The organism is Vreelandella sp. L-15 (assembly GCF_056857635.1).
On record NZ_JBSXNN010000103.1, the window covers coordinates 39992 to 63394 of the forward strand.

The following is a 23403-nucleotide window of genomic DNA, read 5'->3' on the forward strand; positions in this document are numbered from 1 at the left end:
AAAGGGGTTACTCATGCATCGTTTGATCGTATTGCCCACCTCCCGTGTAGGCTGGGGGTTGTTGATTGCATTCGTCGCGTTGGTGGTGGCGGGCACCTGGCCGGTGATTGGGTGGGTGAACCGGGCCACGCTGGTGATGGGCCTGCCGCTGATCGTGGTATGGAGCTACCTGGTCATTTTTGCCTGCGTGGCGGTCATGCTGATCGGTAATCGCATTGTGGAGAGAGACGACCATGAATAGCCCCTGGCCGCTGCTGATTACACTCGTCTATGTGGCGATTGCGATGACGATCGGACTACGCGCCCGGGCGGGGCGCTCCATGAACAGCCTGGAAGAGTGGGGGGTGGCGGGGCGCAGCATGGGCCCTGTCACTCTCTACCTGTTGATTGCGGCGGGCAGCGTGAGTGCTTACACCTTTATGGGGGCGCCGGGCTGGGCTTATTCCAAGGGGGTTGCGGTATTTTATGTGGCGATTTATCTCGCCTATCTGGCACTGGTGGCGTGGTATTTCGGCCCCAAGGTGTGGCAGTTCGGCGAACAGTTTGGCCATGTGACTCAGGCCAGCGCCATTGCCGACCGTTACCAAAGTCCCGCGCTGGGTGCACTGGCGGCGTTGGTCATGGCGATAGGGTCCATTGCCTATGCGGTACTGCAGACCATCGGCTCAGCCTACATCCTGTTTGTGATGAGTGGAGGCATGATTCCGATATGGTTGGGCGTGCTGCTGGTTCTTGCCTGTATTGCGGTGTATCTCTATGTCAGCGGCCAGCGAGCGATCGGGCGCACCAACGCCTTCCAGGGTGTGTTGATGCTGGTCGTCGCCTGGGCCGTCGGCCTGTGGGCGGTACATAGTGCGACTGGCGGGCTGAGTTTTGCCGATGTATTCGATCGCATTCAAGCCGAACACGGTGAGTTTCTCACCCTGCCGGGAGCGGGAGGTGACATGAGCTTCAGCTTCTGGACCACCTCGATCATCGTCTCGATGTTTTCGTTCATGCCGCCGCAGCAGCAGGATACCGCCGTCGGAAGTGACATCACCGCCATCGAAACGGGCGATGACCTGACGGCCTTTGCAGCGTGGAAAGGTGGCGGTGGGCGTGGTACATTTTGTCATGGCGGCTGAAGCGGTTGGTTCTTGTGTAGGAGCTTGAATTATAACCGATTTTCAGCCGCCTTTTTCATGTCTGATGCAATATCCAGGCTAGCAGCAGTGTGCGGGTAAGAAGGCCGGTCGTCTTCAGCGAGTCTCTCGTTGGAGCAAAAGGCGTCTAGTTGAGTGTCGCGGGTTATCGAGTTGACCTCAGGGTGTGCTGATGGGGCCGTGGCTTTGTCGATGCGGTATATCGTTAGAACGACCTCGTTTTGCAGAGCCGATTGACTTGCCTTTTCCAAAAGATAACAATAATTTTTTGCAGTATTGGCATTGAACACGGTAGGAGGCCAAACGGTGAATACCCAGACCTGGAGCGCTGAGTTAGAGGATATCTTCGTCAATCAGCGGTCTGTGCTCTGTAGTGTCGCTGCGAAAGTCTTGGGCAGTGCCGACCAAGCCGATGATGTGGTTTAGGATGCTTATCTGAAAATTTCAGAAGCGACCACCGTCTTTGACTTACAGACTCCTTGTCGGTAACGTTGTTCGCATTGACCTGTGCATGCCAGCCTTCAAAGCTTGCATCGATACTTGAAAAATCATAGCTCATGGATGCATCAAACAGCGTCGTGGAGGGTAGTGAGTTATCATTGGCGCTATCATAGAAACTTGAGCCTATGTAACTAGTCGAATTGATGATATCACACGAGAGATGCCCCAGGGTCAGGAGAGGCAAGCGTCACCTCAGGTGCCTGCTTTACAGCGTCTCGAGTTGCGCGATGTCACCCATCAGTACTATCACGAGCAGAGCGATGACTTCTTTGAGTTGGGGCCGATTAATCTGAGCTTTACGCCGGGAGAAGTGGTGTTTCTGGTGGGGACAACGGTAGCGGTAAGACCACGCTGGCCAAAGTCGTGGTGGGGCTTTACCCGCCGGAAGGTGGCGAGGTATTGCTCAATGGCGAGCGGGTCGAAGCGGATGGCTGGGATGCCTACCGGCAGCTCTTCTCGGTGGTGTTCTCAGACTTCCATCTCTTTGGGCGCCTGTTAGAGGCTCCACGTGACGGCCTGGACGAAGAGGGTAACCGCCTGCTGGCCAAGTTGCACCTGCAGCACAAGGTGCGGGTTGAAAACGGTGCGTTCACCACCCAAGCACTCTCCCAGGGCCAGCGTAAGCGTCTGGCGCTGGTGGTTGCCTACCTTGAGGGTCGGCCCTTCTTGGTGTTTGACGAGTGGGCGGCGGATCAGGATCCGTTATTCAAAGAGGTGTTTTACTGCGAGGTGTTGCTCGAGCTAAAACGCATGGGCAAAGCGGTGCTGGTGATCACCCACGATGACCGCTATTTCCACCTCGCGGATAGGTTGGTGCGGCTGGAGAGTGGCAAGCTGTTGGCGACAGAGCAGCTAGATGGTGAGCAGCCGACTAGTGTGGAAATGGAGGCAATCGAACCGCCGTAGGGTTGTTGAGCCAGGGATGGTTCAAGAGCTTTTAACCAAGGTCTCCACCTCAAACGCTACAATCTGGCGCTGGGTGCTGGAAAACTCCACGCCGATCAGGTGTATGGGTTTGCCGGAGGCGCGGTGCTTATCGGCATAGCCCTTGTATTTGATTTGCGTCAGCGCTTTACCTTCTGGCAGTTGTTCGACCACCTTAAACTCAAACAGGTAAATATGCCCACCAACGTCCACACTCATATCCACCTTGCCGTGGTGGCTGGCATCTTCCACCGTCACATCCAGCCCCAGAGCGGCAAAGTGGCTATAGAAGACACTGGCATAGTGGCCTTCATATTGGGCAATGGGATTGTTGCGGTACCAGTCGTGGGGGAGTCCTGCATAAAGGGCTTTGAGATGAGCTTCCAAAGCAGCCAGATCATGGCGCTGAAAAATATCGAATAACGCCAGTTGATGGGTTTGTGCCTCGCTTGCGTTGATACCCAGTACCGGTAGCAATAAATCGTTGAGACTGCTTTCCACCTCTCGATTCGGAAAGCCTAGCGTATAGAGGCGATAGCCCAGTATGGGCTCCTGCACGTCCTTAATGGTGATATAACCCGTTTGAAAAAGTAGCCCTTCGGTGGTGATGTCATCCACATCAAAGCGCCCTAGCAACTGCGCTTTTGCCTGTAAGGTCTCCAATCGAGGGGTAAACACTCCCCGCTGCTTGAGGATATCGACCAAAAACGTCGGCGTCGCAGACTCAAACCAGTACGGGCCGAACTCTTGTTCTTGGAACAGCAACAGTACATCGAAGGGATTGTAGACAGACGTAACCTCTCGGCCACCCCAACGATAGCCGTTATACCACTTTTTGATTTCCTGACGGTCTAACCCAGACAGTTCGGGTTCAAATACTGTATCAATGTCGTCATCGGTATAGCCACAAAGGGTCGCATAGTCGGGCGACAGGGTAATATCGCGCAGATTGTTCAAGCCCGAAAACAGACTGACCTTGCTGAACTTGGAAACACCGGTAAGCAGCACAAAGTGCAAGTGCGGGTCGGCGTCTTTGATAACGCTGTAAAGGTTTTTCAGGCCCTCGCGTAGTTCTCGGGCGCGCTCCGACACCAGGATATTATCCAGAATCGGTTTGTCGTACTCATCGATCAGCACAACCACCCGCTGGCCGCTCTGCTGGTGGGCGGCGCGGATTAGGGCAGAAAATTCACCCGGTATATCGGTTTTATGATGCTGAGTAATGCCGAACTGCTCGCGTTGAACCCTTAACTGCTCACGAATACGCTCGTCCAGCCCTTCACGGCTCTGCATCACTCCATCGGCAAAGCTAATACGAATCACCGGGTAGCGCTGCTGCCAGTCCCACCTATCATGAATATAGAGCCCTTCAAATAGCGCTTGGCGGCCTTCAAACAGGCAGCGCAGGGTATCCAGCAACAGGCTTTTGCCGAAGCGGCGCGGCCGCGATAGGAAATAGTATTTGTTCTGATTAACCAAACGCTCGATATGCGGGGTTTTATCGACGTAGTAATAGTTGCCCTCGCGGATATCCGAGAACGTCTGAATCCCGATGGGTAACTTACGGCGGTGGGAATTCGTCACGGCGGCCTCCAGAGCAAAAAACAGCGATACAAATAGCAGTTTAGCATGCCCAGCGGCTTGGCATAACGCGTACTATATCGCGGAGCAGCCTCGTCGGGTTGAGTATGTCTACCGAGGCAATATTCGGTAAGTCTGGGTGTAGATCATTGATCAAATCGACGAGTAGAGTTATGGCCGATCAACCCGTAGATCTTGCCCTCTTTGAAACGGTGCGCCACAGAATGCAGCAGGCATTTGCCGTTGATCTCGAAACGAAAGTGGCACCCTTGACCTCGAACATGCTGGTTTCCTTGTGCAAGGAGTTTATCTTACAGGGAGTCGATCTCCATAGAGTAAACGAGAATCGTTGCTTCTATCTCTCGTGCTTGACCTCCTTGCATTTCTCAACTCTGGGCTGATTCAATTACCCGCACCCTGCTAGCTTGTTACCGATAGTCGATGCAGCGTTAGGTCATGCGTAGCATCGCGATAGCGGTGCGCATTAACGCCCTTGTGTAATGACCTCGGTCGCCGCCACCGCACGCTCGACGGCGCTGAAGGAGATGCGCTCCTGCTCCAGTCGCACCCTCGCGCCCAAACGGTCTGCGCGCAGTTCCTCGAACAGTGCCTGCTCGTCGGCGGTGAGCCGGGTGGGGTGGCCGGTGTAGCGCTTCTCCTCGGGTTCCTGGCCCCACAGGGGGTGGTGGCCCATCAGAGTGGGACGGTCCATCAATAGGGAGCGGGCATGGGGCAAGCTGGCGCGCAGGCGGTTGAGGATGCCGAAGCCGTGGGTGTCGATGTCGCCCCAGTACCAGAGCGCGCTATCGTGCAGCCAGGGGATCTCTCTCAGCCTCTCCAGGCCATAGCCCAAGCCGAAGATCACCAGGCTGGCGGATGTCTCGGGGAAGGCCAGGCCGTTGGTGCGGTTCTCGGTGATAAACACACGCTGCACCGGCAGGCTCAGCCCGGAGAACTCCTCCGGCGGAACCGCGATATCGCGCAGGCCCTGAATGGACAGCGCCGGGTCGAGCAGACGGAAGCGGATCTGCGGCGCTTCCGTGCGCAGGCCATAGCGGCGCGCGAAGCCCTTAACGCCGCTGGCATCGCGGTGGATGGCGGTCGCCGGTAGCACCACATCCAGCAGCTCGGCGAGCAGGCCCCGGCGGGTTTCGATGAACTTGGTGTCGACGCCGGGAATGTCCAGTTGGCGCAGGTAGAGCCCTGGCCGCGGGTGGGCCAGGAACCACGCCAGTACGGCCAGCAGGCGGGGCCAGTCGTGGGCATGGCGGAGCACGGCGAGGGGGTGGCGCGCTATCCAATCCTGCAGTTCGAGGTGGTGGTGAAGCAGGGTGTCGACCAGGGCCTGGAAGCGCTGGGCATCCTGCTGGCGACGGATCAGCTGCAGCGCCTGGGTTTCATCGGCGATGATCGCTGCCACCGGAATGGCGTTGCTGCCGTGAACCCGGTTGTTGACCTGCTGCCAGCGCAGTTCGTAGCCGTAGCCGCGTCTCTCCCGGCTCTGCTCCCGCAGTGCGTTCACCCAGTCCATCACCGCGCCGAAGCGCTCGGTGATGTCCCGGGCGCTGGGGCGGCGCAGGCGGATCTCCAGGGGGAACGGCGATTCGCCGGACACCCGGGCGGCGAGAAGGCGGCCGCTGTCCCAGGCCTTTTCCACCTGCGCGCGGATGGATGCAGGGGTACTCCAGCTCATGACGCGCTTATCATGCTGCGGGCGGCGCGCTCGGCGCGATACTCCTCGATGCTGAGGTTGCGCACCATCGAGTGCTGACCACCGTCGTTGTGCACATAGCCGACGTTGGCCACAAAGGGCTCAATGATGTGGATTTTCTGCAGCGGGGTGATGATCAGCAGTTGCAGATTGAGCCGCTGGAACAGCTCCAGACCGTAGCGGGCGGATTCGTCGGAGCCGCGGCCGAAGGCTTCATCGATGACCACGAAGCGGAATGAACGTGAACTTTGCCCGCCCGTTTCGAGGCCGAACTGGTAGGCCAGGCTGGCGGCCAGCACCGTGTAGGCGAGCTTTTCCTTCTGACCACCGGATTTGCCGCCAGCATCGGTGTAGTGCTCGTGCTCGGCGTCGTCCTCTCGCCAGCGTTCCGAGGCGGAGAAGACGAACCAGTTGCGCACATCGGTGACCTTGCGTGTCCAGCGCTTGTCGGGTTCGGTCTGGCCCTCCCGCCCGCGCAGGCGCTCGATGATGGCTTTGACCTGCAGGAATTTGGCTTCGGAGTACTCCTCGGTTTCCGAACCGGTCAGCGCCCCTTCGGTGCAGGCGCGCAGCGACTCGCGGAACTCGCGTACCTCGGGATCCGGGGTCGGTTCGGCCTGCAGGCGGATATAGCGGTTGGGGTTGTAGTCGATGGCGTGCAGCGAGCGGTTGATGGTATCGATGCGTTCGCGGATCAGCTCGCGCTCCTGGTTGAGCTTGGCCTGGAAGCCGGCCACCTCGCGGATGGTGTTCTCCTTGAGCAGCTTGCGGAAGTCGGCTTCGAAGCGCGGCAGGTCGTCACCGACCAGCTGCTCGAGCATGCCGCGGTACTCGTCGCCGGCGGCGATGCTGACGTCCACCTCGCGGGTCTCCAGTGGCCACTCGGTCTGGTAGCTACGCATGGCGTCGATGATGCGTTCGCCGAGGCGCTTGAGGCGTTTCTCCTCGGCGTCGATGCGCCCCTGAAGCCAAGTGCGCATCTCCCGCTCGGCATTGTCGCAGGACTCCACGGTCAGGCGCCGCTCGGGCAGGGCCTCGGGGCGTAGCGCGTCGAGGCGGGGAAAGTCGCTTTCGCGCACCGTGGCAGCGGTACGCTCCACCAGGGCTTCGGCCTCGGCCTGGGTCTCACCGGCCTGATCGTACTTGAGCCGTGCAGTGGCGCGTTCGTCGCGCAGCCCGGTCAGGCGCGCATCCTGCTCCTTGAGCTCTGCTTCCAAGTCGCCGAGCTGCTGCTGGAGCAGGCGCAACGTATCCGAGGTTGCCTCGAGCGACTGGCGCTCCTCCTCGAGTCGCTGGATGAGCAGCGTCGGGGTGTGCCAGTCAAGCTCCTGAAAGTGGCGGTAGACATCGATCCGGTGGAGCAGGGTGCCGCGGGTTTCCAGTTGCTTCTGGGTCTCCTGGGCCTGGCTCAGGGTGTCGGCCAGCTGCTGTAGCCGCTGCTGCAGCTGATACTGCTGCTGCTCCAGGGCGGCGATCTTGGCCTCGTTGCTCCAGCCCAGCACATAGCGGGCACGGTCATTGATGGCGTGGCGGTCGTCCTTCTCGTGGCGCTCGCCTTTGGCCTTGATCTGGCCGCTACGGGTGATGGCGCGTTGCTCGCGGCGCAACTGCGCCAGGTCGCGGCAGCAGGCGTAGTCGAAGCGGCGGGCGAGCTCCTGTTCCAGCCAGGCGTAGAAGTCGGAGTCTGGCCGTACGGCGAGCTTGCGCACCAGGGAGTCCGGGTGCAGCTGCGGCAGGCTGGCGCCTTTCGGCTCGCGCACCCGGTAGTAGACCAGGCGTCCACGCAGGTGGGTGCGGTCCACCCACTCGGCGACCTCCTGATAGTGTGCATCCGGCACCAGCAGCGACAGACCGAAATTGTGCAGCACGCGCTCGATGGCGCCCTCCCAGTCGCGCTCTTCATCACGCACCTGGATCAACTCACCGGCAAAGGGCAGCGACTCCACTGGCAGCCCGGTGCTCTCGCACAGCCGCTCACGCAATGCCAGCATGGCGGCAGGGATGTTGGAGCGACGCTGGCGTAGGGAGTTCAGCTCGCGCTCGACCTCCTCGACACCCTCGCGGCCATCGCGGAAGGCGACCGCCGCCTCGGTTACCGCGTTCTGGGCCTCGGCCTTGCGGTCCTCCAGGGTCTCGAGGGCGTGTTCCACCCGCTGGCGGTTCTCCACAAACACCGCCTCGTCGCCCAGTGGGTCCAGCGCCAGGCGCTGGGTAAGCGTTTGGTACTCCTCGGCCCGCCGACGGCGCTCATCGGCCCGCTCGCCCTGATCCTTGATCTGTCGCTTGAGTTGCTCCAGGCGGTCGCCGCCGTTGTCGGCAATGGCCTGCTTCAGCTCGTCGCGCTTGGCCTGGTTGTGCTGTTGCTCGCTGGTCAGCGCCTCAATACGCGAGGCCAGCCGTTCCAGCTCCCGCTCCAGCTTCTCCCGCCGCTGCTCAAGTAACTGTGCCTTGATTCCGGCGAACCAGGGTTGTAGCGCCTCGCGGCAGGCGGTGAGCTCCCGGGCCTGGTCGCTGGCCTCGGCGTAGCGGTCCAGGTTGTCGACCATCGGCTGCAGGGCGTCGATCTGCGCTTTCGCCTTGAGCACCGCCTGGTGGGCGCGGTCAAGGTCCTCGAAGTGACGGATCAGCGCGTCGATGCGCTCCTCCACCGCGAAGGCTTCCAGCATATGCCCGCGCACGAACTCGGTGAGATTGCCGACCGATTTCATCGAGACCGTCTGGTTGAACAGCTCCAGGGCCTGCTCGCTGTCGAGACCAAAGCGCCGGCGGAACGCCGCCCCATAGGGCGGGAAGTGGTCGAAGAGCTCCACCTGGGGCAGCTGGCGCAGGCGCTTGCGCAGGGCATTGAGGTCGCTGCCGAAGTTGGCGAAGTCCTCGGTGATGGTCAGCGGCCGGTCGGCGACCACATAGCTGCGAGCGGGTTGCCCTTGGCTGTCGCGCAGCCAGAACAGCTGGGCCAGGGTGACGTGCTGGTCGTAGCCGGCATGGTAGAACTGCGCGAGAATCACCGAGTAGCTATTGAAGTCACGCAGGGCAACGGGCTTGGCGGCCAGGGCGCCGTCGCTGCGCTCGGTCTTATAGTAGCCAAGCACGTAGGAGCGCAGGCTACGCTCGCGCTGTTCGGCGCCGGCGGCCTTGTTGTAGGTGATGCGCTGGGCCGGTACCAGCAGGGTGGTGATGGCGTCCACCAGCGTCGACTTGCCGGAGCCGATGTCGCCGGTGAGCAGGCTGGTTTCGCCATTCGGTGCCAGGTGCCAGACTCGCTGATGAAAGGTGCCCCAGTTGTAGACCTCCAGGCGCTGGAGCCGAAACCCGGTGTGAGAGTCGTCGCTGGCGAAGTCGAACAGCGCGTTCTGCGGATTATCCGTCATCGTCGTTATCCAGGTGCTGGCGGTAGTCTGCTAGGTGTTGGTCGAACTCGGCGAGCCATTGGGCGTCGACGAAGGCGGCGAGAATGCGGCGCACCTCGAAGCGCTCCTCCTGGCCGCGCAGCCGGCGCAGGAAGCCCAGTTCCACTACCCGCTTGATATGGCTGTCCATGCGGCTCATCAGGCGCACTTCATCCCCTGTTTCAGGCAGGAACAGGCGCAGCATGTCGGCGATCTGCTCGCGAGAGAGAATCAGCCGCGGATCGCAGCCGGTGGCGTCATGCTCTGCCAGCTTCTTGCGCAGCAGTGCCAGCAGCAGGCTGACCGGGTAGCTGAGCTGGCGGCGTGGTACCAGACGCGGCAGCTCCTCCTCGCCCTCCTCGGTCGGGCGCTGGCGCAAATAGGCGTAGCCCTCGGCTTCGTCCAGGATCAGCTCCAGCCCGAATACACCGGCATGGTCGCGTACTTGCGCCTGGAGTCGCAACAGATCCTGCCACGCTCCAGACTGGTCATCGCGGTAGAGGACGCCTTTGAACAGTTGGATCAACACCGGAGAGAGCGCCGGTTCGCGCTCGTTGGGTGGGGTGCCGGTCTCGTTCATGGGTGGGCTCCCTGGTGGCCACTAACGAAGATCACCGCAGGCAGGGCGGCGCGGCGCTGCTGGCCCTGGTCATCGGTCCAATACACGACCTGCTCCTGCGTTTCATCGACGAGGCCCAGCCCCTCCCCGGTGGCCAGGCTCAGCCAAGTCACCAGCTCCGCCAGTCCCTGTTCCAGTGGATGCCGCTGCAGCAGCGCCTCCAGGCTGATCTGGCGCTGGGTCTGCAGCGCCTGGCGTAGCCGGGCCCGCAGCCGCTCCTTGTCCACGTAGACCTGTTCGAACAGTGGGTCGGCAGCGATGTCCGCGGTTCCCTCCTCGAGCGGCGCCTGCTCGATACGTGGCTTGATGGGAGGGCTGAACAGCGGCCGATCCATGGCCAACTGGACGTCGGGGGCGGGAGCCTCTACGGTCATGAAAGGGGTGGTTGGCAGGTTCTCGCGCACCGCCAGGGCGTGCTGTTCCAGACCGCGCAGCAGATCCATGATACGCCGATTCTCCAGCCAGGCTTGATCGTCCAGATAGCGTCGCAGCTGTTCGGAGAGCCGGGCCACGGTGCGCTGGGTCGCTTCTCCGGCGGTTAGCCAGTCATAGTGGATGCGGCGCAGCCTCGGGTCAGGATTCAGCTCAGCGACCGGCTCCAGCGACAGGATCGACTCCAGCAGTTCGGTGAGCTCCTGCTGGCGGTCGGCGGACATCAGGAAGTCCCAGAAGGCACGAAAACTGCGGCCCTGGTCGGAGTCTGTAATGGCATCACGCTGGCCCAGTACCTCCTCCAGTATCGCGGCCTTGCCGCCCTCCCAGGTGGCGATTCGTTCGCGTACCTGGCGATCCAGGTCACGAAAATTCTGCTCCACCTGGCGGAAGTCGGCCAGTAACGCCCGAGCCGTGTCGGTGGCCTGAAGAAAGCGCTCGCGTAGTCGCGTGGGATCCATGAACGCCATATGGCCGGCACGAATCTCCTCGATCTCTGCGTCAATGGCGGCGCGGCGGCGACTCAGCTCCGCGATGCGCGTCTCGGGATCCGTTTCGCTGTTCTGGGAGATGTCACGTAGCAGGTCGAAGACCAACTTCAATCGCGACTCCGCCCCCACGAAGGTGCGCTGCTCGAGCCCGGCCAGCCACTGAATGGCTTGCTCGACGGCAGGTATCAGGTCGTAATGCGGTTCGTCCGAGTCGGCGGGAAAATAGCGCCGCAGCCAGCCGCGTTCATCGCTGGCCCAGTCATTCAGATACTCCCGCGCGGGCTTTGGGAAGTGCCCTTCGCCCAGCCCCTGGCGAAGGTGGAACAGATAGTCTTCCAGCCTTGCCGCCAGCTCCTGCTCCGGCAGGCTGCGCACATTGGGCTCGATAAAACTGCGATGCACGAAGGCAATGATCAGCGGTGCGTGGTCGGCCAGCAGCAGCCGCCAAGCGGGATGGTATTTACGTAGACTGTTGAGGTAGTCGTAGTCCATGCGGCTGGATTATGCTCTATGAATAGCCACCCATGTCCAGGCCGCACAGGGGGAACTAGGTAGCCTTGAACAGTTGGATTGAGATTCGTTCGATTATGCCTCACCTTAGGCCGCGCTTGCTACCCCAGCCAACCACGCAGCCGTTGGCGAGGGGATGAGTAGGCGGCAGTGTTGCGCTGTGCACTACTCGAAAGCTGTGCGGTGGCTTTGCTCAATGCTTCACCGCCCCCTTGCCCCCACCATACGTGCCAGTACCCGGTCTTTGAGCCAGAAGCGGTGAATCAGCGCCATCGTGATGTGGCCGATGACTAATCCACATAACAGCCACGAGAGCGGGCCGTGAAGGAGCTTGGCTGGGGCGATCATCCAGGTGATGTCGCGTTCCGCTTCGGGCAGCAGCTCCATGCCATAAAAGCGTAGTGCCCCGCCGCGGCCGTACTGGCGCAAAATGGCGAAAGCAGGCAGCAACAGCAGGAGCGCATAAAAAGTGATATGTACAAGGCGTGCTATGCGGCCATCCCATCCGAGCGGCTGCGGAGGACGCTGCTTGCGGTTGACCCATGCCCAGCCAAGGCGAGCCAGCGTCACGATCAGAATCAGAAACCCTAACGAGCCATGAGGCCCAATGCTTGCCAAAAACAGCGTGATAGCGTTTCCGCCCATTCCCCGCCAAGCCAGCAACACAGTAAATTGCAGCGTGACCAGCGCGGCGGTCAGCCAGTGAAGCGCACGGCTGACCCGCCCATAGCTGTCAGGGCTGTCTCGCCAGCCAATAGGCGTTTGAGCTGGCTTGCGTGTGAGATCACTGTTTAACGCCGTGTTGTTTGCCGTTTCTTTAACCATTGGCCTTGCCCTGGCGCCAGTAGCCCATGCTGGTAACGTACTGCTTGGGTAGCCCGCACTCGTTGACTAAGTAGCGACGCAGCTTCATGGCGACCTTGGTTTCAGCAGCTATCCAAGCGTAGAAGGGAGCTCTGTCATCCAGGGTGGCGGGTTCCCAGAGTGGGCCGTCCTCATCGTCGCTTTCGTCGTTGCTAGTGGCTGCCGTAGGCACGCCGCCTAGCGCTTGAATTTCCTTATGCAAATCAATATCGCGCACTGCTCTCATCAGCAGCTCACCGTGTTGGCAGCCGGGTTCAGCATCGCGGGCCAGCCAGTGCAGCTTAGCGGCTTGGGGCAGCGGCTGAACGTCGTCACTGCGAGGCACTTCGAACAGCGCTTCGACCCTGGGTTTGAGCGGCAGGTCATCAAGAGTTTCAAGAATGCCTGCGGCGGCGGGGAGGGCGGTTTCATCGGCGATGATCAGAATACGGCGTACACCTTGGGGCGGCTTCCACTCGTAGCCCAGCTTTGGGCCTTCCGAGTTAGCGTCGGGGGCTGTCATGGCAAGGCGGTCACCTGGGCGGGCGTGCATAGCCCAGCGCGATGCGGGGCCATTGTCGCCATGGAGTACAAATTCTACGTCCACCTCTGCCTTCTCCGGCCGCAGAGCGCGAATGGTGTAGGTGCGCGCAGAGGGGCGCTGTGCATCCGGTAGTGCGCGGTAAGCGCCGTACCAGTCATGCTCTTCCAGCTTGGCAATCTCAAACAGCGGATCGAGACTACCACCGCCTTCGGGGAAGAACAGCTTGACACGCTGATCCGGTGCGTAGGTCGCCATATGGCTGACTTCCGGGCCAGTGAAAGTAAACCTGACTAATGAGGCGCTGACTTGGGTGCGTCTGGCAAGGGTGATATCGAAAAGCCGATAGCTCGGTTTGGCTGCCATGATGGGGTTCCTCATGCGGAGACATAAATCAAGGGGTCAATTGTAGTGCTAATTATTATCATTTAGAATCTTCGACAGTCATTCACGCGCTCATTTCCATGCACTCGTTTGCTTATATCCAAGGTCACTCCCATGACGCAGCCGCCTGCCCTCGCTCTTTTGGTGAATCGTCCCGCCACCACCAACGGAGGGGCATCATGCTAGGCGCTGCTCAACGAATGGGAGGAATGACCCCCGCGAAAGCTTGTCTGTTGCTGAGCCTGCCGATGGTCGTGCTGTTTTGGGTCGGTCTAGAGAGCCAAGGCGGTTTTGCGCTGGGCCTAGAGGCATTAGTGACCCCTTCTTTCGAGAATGTCGACGAGCTTCTGCTCTATTACGCCTGGTGGCCGCGCCTCTCGATCGCGCTGTTGGCCGGGGGCGGTTTGGGGCTAGCGGGCGTGCTCATGCAGCAGGTGCTGCGCAACCCGTTGGCGTCACCCACCACGTTGGGGGTGGCATCGGGCGCTAATCTGGCGCTGATGACCGCTACCTTGCTGGCGCCAGGGTTGTTGGTGGTGGGGCGTGAGTGGGTCGCCTTGTCGGGTGGCGCACTGGCGGTGGGGCTGGTGTTCCTGCTCTCCTGGCGGCGCGGTTTGGCCCCTGTTGTGGTGGTGTTGGCGGGCCTGGTCGTTAATTTATACCTGGGCGCACTCTCCACCGCGCTGTTGCTGTTTAACCACGAGGTGCTTTCCGGGCTGCTGATTTGGGGCGCGGGATCGCTGGCTCAAAATGGTTGGGATGGCGTGGCGTCGCTGGCTCCTAGGCTTGCCATTTGCGGCTTGGCGGCATGGCTGTTGCTGCGTCCTTTGGCGGTTTTAGAGTTAGATGACGCCAGCGCCAAAAGCCTGGGGATTTCGCTGAAGCATTTGCGCTTTGCCGGGTTAGGGCTGGCGGTGTTTATTACCGGTAGCGTGGTGAGCGTGGTGGGTATTATCGGCTTCATTGGTTTAGCGGCCCCCAATATTGTGCGTATGGCGGGGGCACGCACGCTGCGTGCGCGCTTGCTTTGGTCGACATTATTAGGCGCCGTGCTGCTGGCCACCACGGACCTCTTACTGCAGCGCTTTTCCGGCATGGTGGCGACGCTGATTCCCACCGGGGCCGTGACGGGCGCCTTAGGCGCACCGCTGCTGATGTGGTTAATTCCGCGCCTTAAGCTGCAGGGCGACCGTCCTCCCCAGGCCTCCGGCGTGGTGATCACGCGCCATGCCGCGCCCTATCGATTAGCCACTGGGCTACTGCTGGCGCTGGTGGCAGCTATGGTGGTGGGCCATTTGGTGGGGCAAGGGGCAAACGGCTGGAGCATCATCGCCCCGACGAATTGGGGTGTGATTGAGTGGCGCTTTCCGCGCGTGATGGCGGCAGCGGCCAGCGGTTTGATGCTGGCAATAGCGGGTACTATTCTGCAGCGCCTTTCGGCTAACCCTATGGCGAGCCCTGAAGTGCTGGGTATCAGCGGTGGCTGCGCCATTGCGCTGATTTTAGGTATTTACCTGCTCCCCGCCCCCAGCAATGCCATGCTGGTGGCGATAGGAACGCTGGGGGCGTTGGCGACGCTGCTTGTGCTGGTAGCGCTCAACCGTAAGAGTGGCTTTGTGCCTGAGCGTTTACTGCTCAGCGGCGTAGCGATTAGCGCGCTGTTCGATGCGGTGCGCAGCGTGCTGCTGGCGGGCGGTGACCCGCGCGGCCAGCAGGTTATTGCGTGGCTGGCAGGCTCTACTTATTACGTGGATGTAGGCAGCGCGCTGCTCGTAGGCAGTATTGCGGCAGGGCTTGCGTTGGTATCGCTGCCGTTCACCCGCTGGCTAGATATTATGCCGCTGGGTACCGCCACAGCGCGTTCTCTGGGCATAGGTCTGAACCGTGCGCGCCTAGCACTATTACTGCTGGTCGCCTTGCTCACCGCCTGCGCCACGCTAGTGGTGGGGCCACTCTCCTTCATTGGCTTATTGGCCCCGCACATGGCTCGGCTACTGGGCTTCTCCCGCGCCCGACAGCACTTAGTAGGCGCTGCCTTGATCGGTATGCTGTTGATGGTGCTGGCCGACTGGGTAGGCCGTCAAATCATGTTCCCTTATGAGATTCCGGCAGGCTTAGTGGCTTCGCTGATCGGCGGCGCCTACTTTATGTGGGGGCTGCGGCGCTTATAAGCGCTTAACCTGAGCGTGTATAAGCTGCGCTAATGAACTATTAGCAAGATGATTTTTTGTTATGTCAACTTACCCTTACCCTAGCGCTTTCTTAACTCAAGCATAAGGCGAGCGGCGATGTGGGAAAGCTACCTAACGGGTTTAGTGGTGTGCGGCGGCATTATCATGGCGATTGGGGCGCAGAACGCCTATGTGCTGGGGCTGGCCGTTCGCCGCGAATACCACTGGTGGTCGGCGGGGCTGTGTATGAGCGCGGACATCATTCTGCTTACGGCGGGTATGTTTGGTGCCAGTGCGTTTTTGCTCACCATGCCTAACGCCATGGAAGCCATGCGCTGGGTGGGCGTGCTGTTCTTGGCCTGGCTAGCGGCACAAGCGTTATGGCGAGCTGCCAGTGGCCGTGAAGGCTTAAAGGCTAACAGTACCAAAGCGCGCAGCTTGCGCGGCGTGTTACTGGCAACTCTGGCGGTCACGGTGCTTAACCCGCAAGTCTATCTCGATACGCTGCTGTTAATTCCCGCCATTGGCGCTCAGCAGGAGAGCGCCGGTGTGTTCGTCGCCGGGGCGTCAACGGCGTCGATTCTTTGGTTTAGCTTGCTGGCCTGGGGCGGCGCGGCGCTGTCGCCCTGGCTCTCTCGCCCCGGCGCTTGGCGCACCATCGATGGGCTGATTGGCCTGATGATGGCTGCCATCGCGGTGCACCTAGCGCTCGGCTCGGCGCTGTTGTAGGGGTTGATTGACGCGTTATACCTGATCGAAGTAGCGCTTGATGATATCCAGCACCTGCTCAATATCGCTGTCGCTGATATCACGATGCACCACCATCTGTGTGGCGTAGAGCAGCTCTATCAGTACGCCGTGCTCTTATAGCAGCGCGGCTTCCTTACCTGCTCGCTCGGCCAGCGTGGCTTGAAAGGCATTCACCGTTGGGTCGTCGCCCCACGCATTATCGTCCAGCGGTGCTGACATCATGGCGTCTCGCATGGCGGCGGTAGGGAGTGTCACCGTATCGCTACGTAAGTCGATCATATGATTCTCTCCCGACGGTCCTCCCGAACAGGGCACTATTGATATAAACAGCTATGCTTATCGCAAACATGGTTATCGCAGACATGGTTATCGCAGACATGGGTCATCGTTTGTATAACCAACTCCTACCGCATGGCAACCTAGCATAGGCAATTAGATGGATCTTAAAAGTGGTTACCCGTTTTGGACGGTGAAAAATGGTCTGTTAACTGCTTTCCCGCAGCTTACCTACGATCACCAAACGGAAACGGTGATTATTGGTGGCGGTATTACAGGGGCGTTAATTGCCGACGAGCTAAGTCGCCACGGTCATCAAGTGGTAGTTCTTGAACGCAGGGACGTAGGGTGGGGCAGCTCTGCTGCCAGTACGGCGCTGCTGCAGTACGAAATTGATACCCACATGGTCCATTTGGCCGAGCAGTACGGAGAAGCTAATGCGGTGATGGCTTATCGTAGCTGTGCCGAAGCGATTCATTCGCTGGAGCGACTCGCGGCGGAACTTGGCAATGTGGCGTTTAGCCGTCAGCAGAGCCTCTATTTTGCCAGTCATGACGGAGATGTGGCGGCCCTGAAAGCGGAGCTTGCGATGCGCAAGCGCTTTGGCTTTGACGTTGCCTGGCTTGACCAGCGTGCGCTTGAATCCGACTACGGTTTTTCAGCCCCAGGGGCGATTCTTTCCTCGTTGGCCGCCAGCATCGACCCTTACCGTATGGCGTATCATCTGCTGGAAAATGTGGTGCGGCGTGGCGGAGGTGTGTTTGATCGCACACAGGTCGAGCGGCTTGAGCCGAACGCCGAGAGTGTCGAGGTGATCTTGCGCAACGGAGCGACGCTGCGCTGCCAACAGGTGATTATCGCAGCGGGTTACGAGAGCCAGTCGTGGTTGCCTGAACCGGTAGCCGAAAATCGCAGCAGCTACGCGTTTGTCACTGACCCGTTGCCTCTTGAGGTGCTGGGCAAGCTAAGCCATACCCTGGTGTGGGAGTCGGCGCGACCATATCTCTACCTACGCTCTACCCAGGATGGGCGGCTACTCATCGGCGGTGAAGATGATGAGGAAGATATTCCGGAGTGCCGGGATGCGCGTGTGATGGAAAAAGCCCAGACGCTGGCCGCAAAGGTAGAAGCGCTCTGGCCGGGTTTAAAGATCAACCCGACGTTTTGTTGGGGCGGCACCTTTGCGGAAACGGACGATGGTTTACCCTATTTCGGGCCTCATGAGGCGCTAGGGCCACGGTTACATTTTGCCATGGCCTATGGTGGCAACGGCATTACCTACAGCATGATAGGCGCACAACTGCTGCGCGCGCTCATTGAAGGCCGTCAGCACCCGTTAAGCTCGCTATTCTCATTTCAGCGGTAGTGTCTGGCCAATCACCTATCGGTAAGTAAACCGCTACACTACGAATATGGATGAATGTGTGCTTTGTCAGCAGGTGCGTCTTGCCTGCTGGTGAGCATTATGTAATTGATAAGTGAGTGTCTTCCATGAGCCCCACCCTGTTTTTACGTGCCCTAGAGCGTAACGATCTGCGCTTTGTGCATGAGCTCAACAATAATCAGAGCATTATGTCGTACTGGTTTGAAGAGCCTTACGAGTCGTTTGATGAGCTTGAGGAGCTGTATAACAAGCATATTCACGACAATGCGGAACGGCGCTTTGTTGCCGAAGACAGCACGGGCCGAGCCATTGGCTTGGTGGAGCTCATTGAGATTGACTACATCCACCGCAGCGCCGAGTTTCAAATTATCATTACCCCAGAGCATCAGGGCAAAGGGTTCGCACGCTCACTGATTCGCCAAGCGCTGCACTACTCCTTCACGATTTTGAATCTGCACAAGGTCTACTTGATCGTAGCGGTACAGAACGTCAAAGCGATCCATCTCTACGAGGAGAGCGGGTTCATCGAAGAGGGTCACTTGGTACAGGAATTCTTCATCAACGGTCAATACCGTGACGTCAAACGTATGTATATCCTTCAGGAGGCGTATCTGGCGCAGTTGGATCAGCAGCCCGTTGAAGAGGGGGGATGGGAGTCATGACACCCCACGTCTTGGTCGTTTGCCAAAGGCGCTGACCAAGACGTAGTCAGCGCCTTACTGCTGACGCATATAGGCAGCTAGGGCGTCGAACGCGGCGCGTTGCTGCTGCGCGCGTTTTGCCCACACTTCCATGACATCGACTTCCATTGCCGGGTGTTGATTAGAGGCATTTTGCATGGCGAACACTCCTGGTGCAGAGATTGAAGAATCATTTTTGTTATACGCAGTTTGCTTTGTGCAATGCAGCAAGATAGCTGTGATATGAATATTAGGCGCTTTTGCAGAGCGTTTCTAGTCCAAAAGATGTAAGTAATTTGCCATGGTGCGTAAGATTTAGTCAAAAGCAACTTCTTAAAACGCTAGCGGCTTTTTGCATGCTATGTTGGCAGTAGCTCATGACAAACTGACAACATTAAGAGCAATGCTATGACGCTAACGTCGGCTATTCATCACCATGACCGCTGGGTGAATACAACCAGTGGTCGAATATTTACGCGGACTTGGGAACCACACAGTGCTCGCTCGGATGTTCCGATCGTGCTGTTCCATGATTCTCTGGGCTGTGTAGATCTATGGCGCAGCTTTCCCGCGGCGCTCTGCGCCGCAACGCGACAACGGGTTATTGCTTACGACCGGCTTGGCTTTGGCCGCTCCGATGCGTACCCAATGCCTCTGCCGCTCAGTTTTATCGACGATGAGCCCACGGGAAGCTTTGCAGCGCTACGCGAGGCCTACCAAATCACACGCTTTATCGCCCTGGGCCATAGCGTTGGGGGGTGCATGGCGGTGCACTGTGCTGGAGGCTACCCGGATCAGTGCCAAGGGCTGGTGACCATTGCTGCCCAAGCGTTTAACGAAAACCGCATACGGCAGGGGATCGAGGAGGCAAACGTTGCCTTTCAGGCGCCGGAACAGTTCGCCAAGCTGGCCAGGTACCACGGCGACAAAGCCCGCTGGGTACTCAACGCCTGGGTGGACACATGGCTAAGCCCCGCGTTTGCAGAGTGGTCACTCATCCCAGCGCTTGAACAAGTACAGTGCCCGGCACTCGTGCTGCATGGCGAAAAAGATGAGTACGGGTCTCATCGTCAGCCAGAGCGTATTGCCCGCTATACCCAAGGCCCCGCTCACTGCGAAATGCTACCCGGCATCGGTCATATTCCTCACCGGGAAGCCGAAGCCGTGGTGGTCGAGTTTGCCCGCCAATTTATCGCTCGCCTTGCCTATTAACGGCTTAATCTCAGGCCCATGTAAGCACCATGAGAGACGTTCTATGCGTTTAAGAGTTTTATCCGATCTTCATTTAGAGCATTTTGACGGACACCGCGAACTGCCGCCTGCCGAGGCGGATGTGGTGGTGTTGGCAGGGGATATTCATCGCAGGGCAGAGGGGCTGGCATGGGCGCGGCAGCAGTTTCCCGACCTGCCGATTCTCTACGTGCCGGGTAACCATGAGTTCTACGGCACCTGCATGCCGCTGTTGCGCCAAGAGTTAGTGCTAGAAGCCGCTCGGTATGATATTGAGCTGCTGGATAATCGTAGCGTGACCATTGGCGGAGTACGCTTTTACGGCACAACACTCTGGACGGACTTTGCGCTATATGCCGACGACCCCACCCGCAACCCCTTAGATACCGAAGCGAAAGCGCTGCGCTACATGCCCGATTTTCGCATTATTACCACGGCACCTGGCCAAGTGTTCACGCCCCAAGCCAGCCAAGACATGCACCGTGAGGCGCTGGAGTGGTTAAGTTGCGAGCTTCAACAGCCTGTCGATGGCCCGCGCGTCGTGGTGAGCCATCATGCCCCACTGCACGGTTGCATTCCCGAACAGTACATAGGCGACGCGCTCTCGCCCGCCTTTGCCTCCCACCTCCCGCAACTAATGGGCAAGATGAATCTTTGGATTCACGGCCACGTTCACGAACCGGTGGATACACGACACAGCGGCACCCGCGTCATCGCCAATCCGGGCGGTTATCCGGAGGAGTTTTCGCCGCCGCTGTTTCAGCCTGATTGGGTGGTTACAGTGGGCGAATAAGGGCTGAAATAACGCGCTGGTCTATAACCTAGCTACACTCCTACCTGTGACGATAACAGTTGCTCATACAACCACAGGGAGTGAAAGTCCATGGAATTATTAGAAACGGTGCTAGGGCCACTTCGCGACGGCCTTTATGCCGTCATGATGCCCATCAGCAACTTTATCTGGAGCTATATCCTGGTATACCTGCTACTGGGAGCAGGTCTGCTGTTCACGATCATGACGCGCGGGATGCAGTTTCGCATGTTTCGGCACATGGCCCACGTGACCTTTACCGCGCGCGGAGCGGGAGATGGCATCAGTGGTTTTCAGGCATTCGCGACCTCCATGGCGGCGCGGGTCGGAACCGGTAATTTGGCGGGTGTCGCTCTGGCACTATGGATTGGCGGGCCGGGAGCGATTTTTTGGATGTGGGTGACGGCTCTGGTGGGGTTTGCGACCTCGTTTATCGAGTCGACATTGGCGCAGGTGTACAAGCACCGCAACGAAGATGGGGTCTTTCGCGGCGGCCCTGCGTTCTATATCGAGCGCTGTCTGGGTTGGCGCTGGCTGGGGTCGCTGTTTGCGGTGTTTTTGATCATTGCCTACGGACTGGCGTTCAACGCGGCGCAATCCAACACCATTGCGCAGGGGATGAGCGGTGCCTTTGGCATTCCTAACTGGCTGACCGGGGTGGTGATTGCGGCACTGGCAGGTGTCGTGATCTACGGCGGGTTAAAGTCGGTGGCACGCACGGCTGAGAAAATCGTACCGGTCATGGCCATTGCCTACCTGCTGGTGGCGCTATGGATTCTGTTTGCCAACCTCTCCGCCGTGCCCGACATGCTGTCGTTGATCGTGATGAGTGCCTTTGGGTTAGGCCCGGCGGTCGGGGGCGCGGCGGGTTACGCCATCAAGGCCGCCATGGAAAACGGCATCAAGCGCGGCCTCTTTTCTAACGAGGCCGGTATGGGCTCGACCCCCAATGCGGCGGCCCAGGCCACTGTGAAGCATCCAGCAGCCCAGGGGTTAGTGCAATCCTTTGGGGTGTTTGTCGATACCATCGTGATTTGTAGCTGCACGGCGGTGGTGATTCTGCTTTCCGGTGTTTATGAACGGCTGCTATCCGAGTCGCCGGGGGAGAGCATCGAGGGCATCCAGCTCACCCAAGACGCCATGGTGGATCATCTAGGAGGCTTTGGTGAGATCTTTATTGCCATTGCCATACTGTTTTTTGCCTTTACCTCGATTTTGGCCAACTTCTCCTTCTCTTCGGTAAACATCGAATACCTGTTCCGCCGCCACGCCAAAAAAGCGGTGGGCGCATTCAAGATCGTTATCATCGCCATGGTGTTGCTGGGCTCTGTCGCTGAACTCAGCGTGGTCTGGGATTTTGCCGACCTCGCCATGGGCCTGATGGCCACGACCAACCTGTTTGCCATTCTACTGATGGCGCCGATTGCGGTCTCGGTGTTGAAGGATTACGAACGCCAGCGGCGATAGGGCATCGAGGAACCGCTGTTCGACCCCGCCATACTCAAAAATCCAGAGCTAGTGGATGAGGATGTGTGGCCGGTGAGAGAGGCTAAAGAAGCGGATAGATAAAGCGAATAGATAAAAAGTGTGACGAGCGGCCTTTTCGCTATCGCAAAAGGCCGCTTTTTTTAATCTGCTAACTCGCCAACTCAATAAACTCTTTGGCTCTAGGATCTTGTATGTAGGAGACGTTAATACGTATCCAGGGAGTGGGTTGATGATCCGCAAAGAACAGGTGGCCCGGTGACAGTGTCACTGAGCACCTCTCGGCCAGTTCAGTTAGCGCTTCAGGCGTCATATCGACCGGAGGTTTAGCCCACACAAACATTCCTCCAGCCGGTTCGGTATGGATCGCCCAGTTTGCCTTTTTAAGCATGTTTAGCGCCAACGCCATTTGGTAGGAAAGCTTGCCACGAAGCCGCTCGGCCAGCTTTCGGTAGCTGCCGTTCTGGAGCATCGTAGTGACCACTTGCTCTGCAAAGCGAGATGCGGAAATGCTGGTCAGCATCTTAATATCGACCAAGCGTTGTACCCGTGAAAGGGGGCAAGCTATAAACCCTACCCGCAGCGAAGAAGAGAGGCTTTTGGAGAAACTGCCCAGGTAGAACACACGATTCAAGCCGTCTAATGCAGCTAGGCGAGTCGTTGGTGCGTGCTGAAAATCCGCGTAGATATCATCCTCAACGATCTGAAAGTCGTGCTGTTGGGCGAGTTGCAGCACCCGATGAGCTACTGCTGGGGTAATCGTGCTACCGGTAGGGTTATGAAACACGCTGTTGATATAAAATAGTTTGGGCTGGAACTGAGCCAACAACGCTTCCAGACGCTCAATGTCTGGCCCATCTGCTAGCCGCGGTACGCCAACCACATGTATGCGTTGCAAGCGCAACAGGCCGAACAGATTGTAATAGCCTGGCGATTCTACGAAGACAACATCGCCGGGCTCAAGCAGCATTCGAACCAAAAGATCGAGTGAATGGCTACCACCGCCGGTCATGACTATTTGCTGGGCGTTGGCGTTAATCGCCAATGGGCGCAGGCGTTCCTGTATTAAATCACGTAAATCCTGCGGCCCTTGAGGAGTGCTGTACTCGAAAATTCCCGAACGGCTTTTACGTGCCACTTGGCGAATGGCGTGGGTTAGGTCGTCTCCCTCTCGCCAATCGCTTGGCAGCCAGCCGCACCCCAACTTGAGCGTGTGCTCATTAGCATTGAAAAGCCCCCACAGCCCGTTGGTGACCTCTTCCAGGCCGTTCGTGGCTGCTGGCTGTGATATTAGTGCTGCCGCGCTATCCGCGATGTAAAACCCTGAACCGGGCCGTGAGCGTACTAAGCCCGCAGCGACCAGTCGCTCGTAAGCTTCAATCACGGCATTACGGCTAATGTTATGGGTCGCCGCCAAGCGACGAATTGAGGGTAAACGGCGGCCTCCGCCAGCACCATGTGCTGCGATCCAGGCGCGAGCACCCGTCTCAATCTGTTGGGCGATAGGGGTAGGGGAGTCGCGGTTAACCTTGAGCTTCATAGTGGACC

At 58.9% G+C, this 23403-nt stretch carries 19 protein-coding genes and 3 pseudogenes; 12 read left to right on the forward strand and 10 right to left on the reverse strand.

The features are described 5' to 3' along the window. The first annotated feature begins 13 nt into the window (after nucleotides 1-13). The 3 genes and pseudogenes from AC13CY_RS16725 (at nucleotide 14) to AC13CY_RS16735 (ending at nucleotide 2549) form a co-directional block, all read left to right on the forward strand. The gene (locus AC13CY_RS16725; RefSeq protein ID WP_483052822.1) at nucleotides 14-241 is read left to right on the forward strand and encodes a hypothetical protein; all 228 of its coding nucleotides are present in this window, start codon (nucleotides 14-16) and stop codon (nucleotides 239-241) included. Beyond that, nucleotides 234-1004 (forward strand): annotated as a pseudogene (locus AC13CY_RS16730) (sodium:solute symporter family transporter); the annotation flags it as partial. The gene AC13CY_RS16725 and the pseudogene AC13CY_RS16730, both read left to right, overlap by 8 nt. 1002 nt (nucleotides 1005-2006) lie before the next feature. Beyond that, complete coding sequence (locus tag AC13CY_RS16735; RefSeq protein ID WP_476293747.1) at nucleotides 2007-2549, forward strand: ATP-binding cassette domain-containing protein; 543 nt, start codon at nucleotides 2007-2009, stop codon at nucleotides 2547-2549. A 21-nt stretch (nucleotides 2550-2570) separates the two neighbouring features. Here AC13CY_RS16735 and AC13CY_RS16740 read toward each other — a convergent pair whose 3' ends face one another. Next, nucleotides 2571-4151, reverse strand: a complete 1581-nt coding sequence (locus AC13CY_RS16740; RefSeq protein WP_062361343.1) for an ATP-binding protein — start codon at nucleotides 4149-4151, stop codon at nucleotides 2571-2573. 170 nt (nucleotides 4152-4321) lie between these two features. On the opposite strand from AC13CY_RS16740, the gene AC13CY_RS16745 reads away from it, so the two are divergent. After that, nucleotides 4322-4549 (forward strand): hypothetical protein, encoded by a 228-nt coding sequence (locus AC13CY_RS16745; RefSeq protein ID WP_062374717.1) that lies wholly within the window; start codon nucleotides 4322-4324, stop codon nucleotides 4547-4549. Nucleotides 4550-4632: 83 nt separating this feature from the next. Here AC13CY_RS16745 and AC13CY_RS16750 read toward each other — a convergent pair whose 3' ends face one another. The 6 genes from AC13CY_RS16750 to AC13CY_RS16775 all read right to left on the reverse strand — a co-directional run bounded on the left by AC13CY_RS16750 (nucleotide 4633) and on the right by AC13CY_RS16775 (nucleotide 13050). Then, on the reverse strand, nucleotides 4633-5841 hold the full coding sequence (locus AC13CY_RS16750; protein WP_062361338.1) for a DUF3322 domain-containing protein: 1209 nt from the start codon (nucleotides 5839-5841) through the stop codon (nucleotides 4633-4635). Then, nucleotides 5838-9230, reverse strand: a complete 3393-nt coding sequence (locus AC13CY_RS16755; protein ID WP_062361336.1) for an ATP-binding protein — start codon at nucleotides 9228-9230, stop codon at nucleotides 5838-5840. The genes AC13CY_RS16750 and AC13CY_RS16755 overlap by 4 nt, the downstream gene beginning before the upstream one ends. Beyond that, nucleotides 9220-9828: a DUF4194 domain-containing protein gene (locus tag AC13CY_RS16760; protein WP_062361334.1), complete on the reverse strand. Its 609-nt coding sequence runs from the start codon at nucleotides 9826-9828 to the stop codon at nucleotides 9220-9222. The genes AC13CY_RS16755 and AC13CY_RS16760 overlap by 11 nt, the downstream gene beginning before the upstream one ends. Beyond that, nucleotides 9825-11282: a DUF3375 domain-containing protein gene (locus tag AC13CY_RS16765; RefSeq protein WP_062361332.1), complete on the reverse strand. Its 1458-nt coding sequence runs from the start codon at nucleotides 11280-11282 to the stop codon at nucleotides 9825-9827. Before AC13CY_RS16765 ends, AC13CY_RS16760 begins: the two co-directional genes overlap by 4 nt. Before the next feature lie 219 nt (nucleotides 11283-11501). Beyond that, nucleotides 11502-12125, reverse strand: a complete 624-nt coding sequence (locus AC13CY_RS16770) for a cytochrome b (RefSeq protein ID WP_172515520.1) — start codon at nucleotides 12123-12125, stop codon at nucleotides 11502-11504. Next, entirely contained in the window at nucleotides 12118-13050 is a 933-nt protein-coding gene (locus tag AC13CY_RS16775; RefSeq protein WP_062361326.1) for a siderophore-interacting protein, read from the reverse strand. The genes AC13CY_RS16770 and AC13CY_RS16775 overlap by 8 nt, the downstream gene beginning before the upstream one ends. A gap of 197 nt (nucleotides 13051-13247) precedes the next feature. Here AC13CY_RS16775 and fhuB point away from each other — a divergent pair, with 197 nt between their 5' ends. The 3 genes from fhuB (at nucleotide 13248) to AC13CY_RS16790 (ending at nucleotide 16109) form a co-directional block, all read left to right on the forward strand. Beyond that, entirely contained in the window at nucleotides 13248-15239 is a 1992-nt protein-coding gene (gene fhuB, locus AC13CY_RS16780) for a Fe(3+)-hydroxamate ABC transporter permease FhuB (protein WP_172515521.1), read from the forward strand. 117 nt (nucleotides 15240-15356) lie between these two features. Continuing rightward, the gene (locus AC13CY_RS16785) at nucleotides 15357-15968 is read left to right on the forward strand and encodes a LysE/ArgO family amino acid transporter (protein WP_137093384.1); all 612 of its coding nucleotides are present in this window, start codon (nucleotides 15357-15359) and stop codon (nucleotides 15966-15968) included. A gap of 3 nt (nucleotides 15969-15971) precedes the next feature. Continuing rightward, nucleotides 15972-16109: a hypothetical protein gene (locus AC13CY_RS16790; RefSeq protein ID WP_167359359.1), complete on the forward strand. Its 138-nt coding sequence runs from the start codon at nucleotides 15972-15974 to the stop codon at nucleotides 16107-16109. On the opposite strand, the pseudogene AC13CY_RS16795 reads toward AC13CY_RS16790, so the two are convergent. Further along, nucleotides 16107-16268 (reverse strand): annotated as a pseudogene (locus AC13CY_RS16795) (beta-eliminating lyase-related protein); the annotation flags it as partial. The gene AC13CY_RS16790 and the pseudogene AC13CY_RS16795 overlap by 3 nt on opposite strands. A gap of 157 nt (nucleotides 16269-16425) precedes the next feature. Here AC13CY_RS16795 and AC13CY_RS16800 point away from each other — a divergent pair. Then, the gene (locus tag AC13CY_RS16800; RefSeq protein WP_483052823.1) at nucleotides 16426-17631 is read left to right on the forward strand and encodes an NAD(P)/FAD-dependent oxidoreductase; all 1206 of its coding nucleotides are present in this window, start codon (nucleotides 16426-16428) and stop codon (nucleotides 17629-17631) included. 125 nt (nucleotides 17632-17756) lie between these two features. Next, a complete protein-coding gene (gene speG / locus AC13CY_RS16805) occupies nucleotides 17757-18311 on the forward strand; it encodes a spermidine N1-acetyltransferase (protein WP_172515524.1) in 555 nt (184 codons plus the stop codon). Nucleotides 18312-18365: 54 nt separating this feature from the next. Here speG and AC13CY_RS16810 read toward each other — a convergent pair whose 3' ends face one another. After that, on the reverse strand, nucleotides 18366-18488 hold the full coding sequence (locus AC13CY_RS16810) for a hypothetical protein (protein WP_255319117.1): 123 nt from the start codon (nucleotides 18486-18488) through the stop codon (nucleotides 18366-18368). A 249-nt stretch (nucleotides 18489-18737) separates the two neighbouring features. On the opposite strand from AC13CY_RS16810, the gene AC13CY_RS16815 reads away from it, so the two are divergent. The 3 genes and pseudogenes from AC13CY_RS16815 to AC13CY_RS16825 all read left to right on the forward strand — a co-directional run bounded on the left by AC13CY_RS16815 (nucleotide 18738) and on the right by AC13CY_RS16825 (nucleotide 21939). Then, nucleotides 18738-19541, forward strand: coding sequence for an alpha/beta fold hydrolase (locus tag AC13CY_RS16815; protein ID WP_137093379.1), 804 nt, complete (start codon nucleotides 18738-18740; stop codon nucleotides 19539-19541). 43 nt (nucleotides 19542-19584) lie between these two features. Further along, entirely contained in the window at nucleotides 19585-20352 is a 768-nt protein-coding gene (locus tag AC13CY_RS16820) for a metallophosphoesterase (protein ID WP_044628967.1), read from the forward strand. Nucleotides 20353-20442: 90 nt separating this feature from the next. Continuing rightward, a pseudogene (locus AC13CY_RS16825) lies at nucleotides 20443-21939 on the forward strand (alanine/glycine:cation symporter family protein). 67 nt (nucleotides 21940-22006) lie between these two features. Here the strand turns inward: AC13CY_RS16825 and AC13CY_RS16830 are convergent. Further along, nucleotides 22007-23395, reverse strand: a complete 1389-nt coding sequence (locus tag AC13CY_RS16830) for an aminotransferase-like domain-containing protein (RefSeq protein ID WP_044628969.1) — start codon at nucleotides 23393-23395, stop codon at nucleotides 22007-22009. Nucleotides 23396-23403 lie beyond the last annotated feature (8 nt).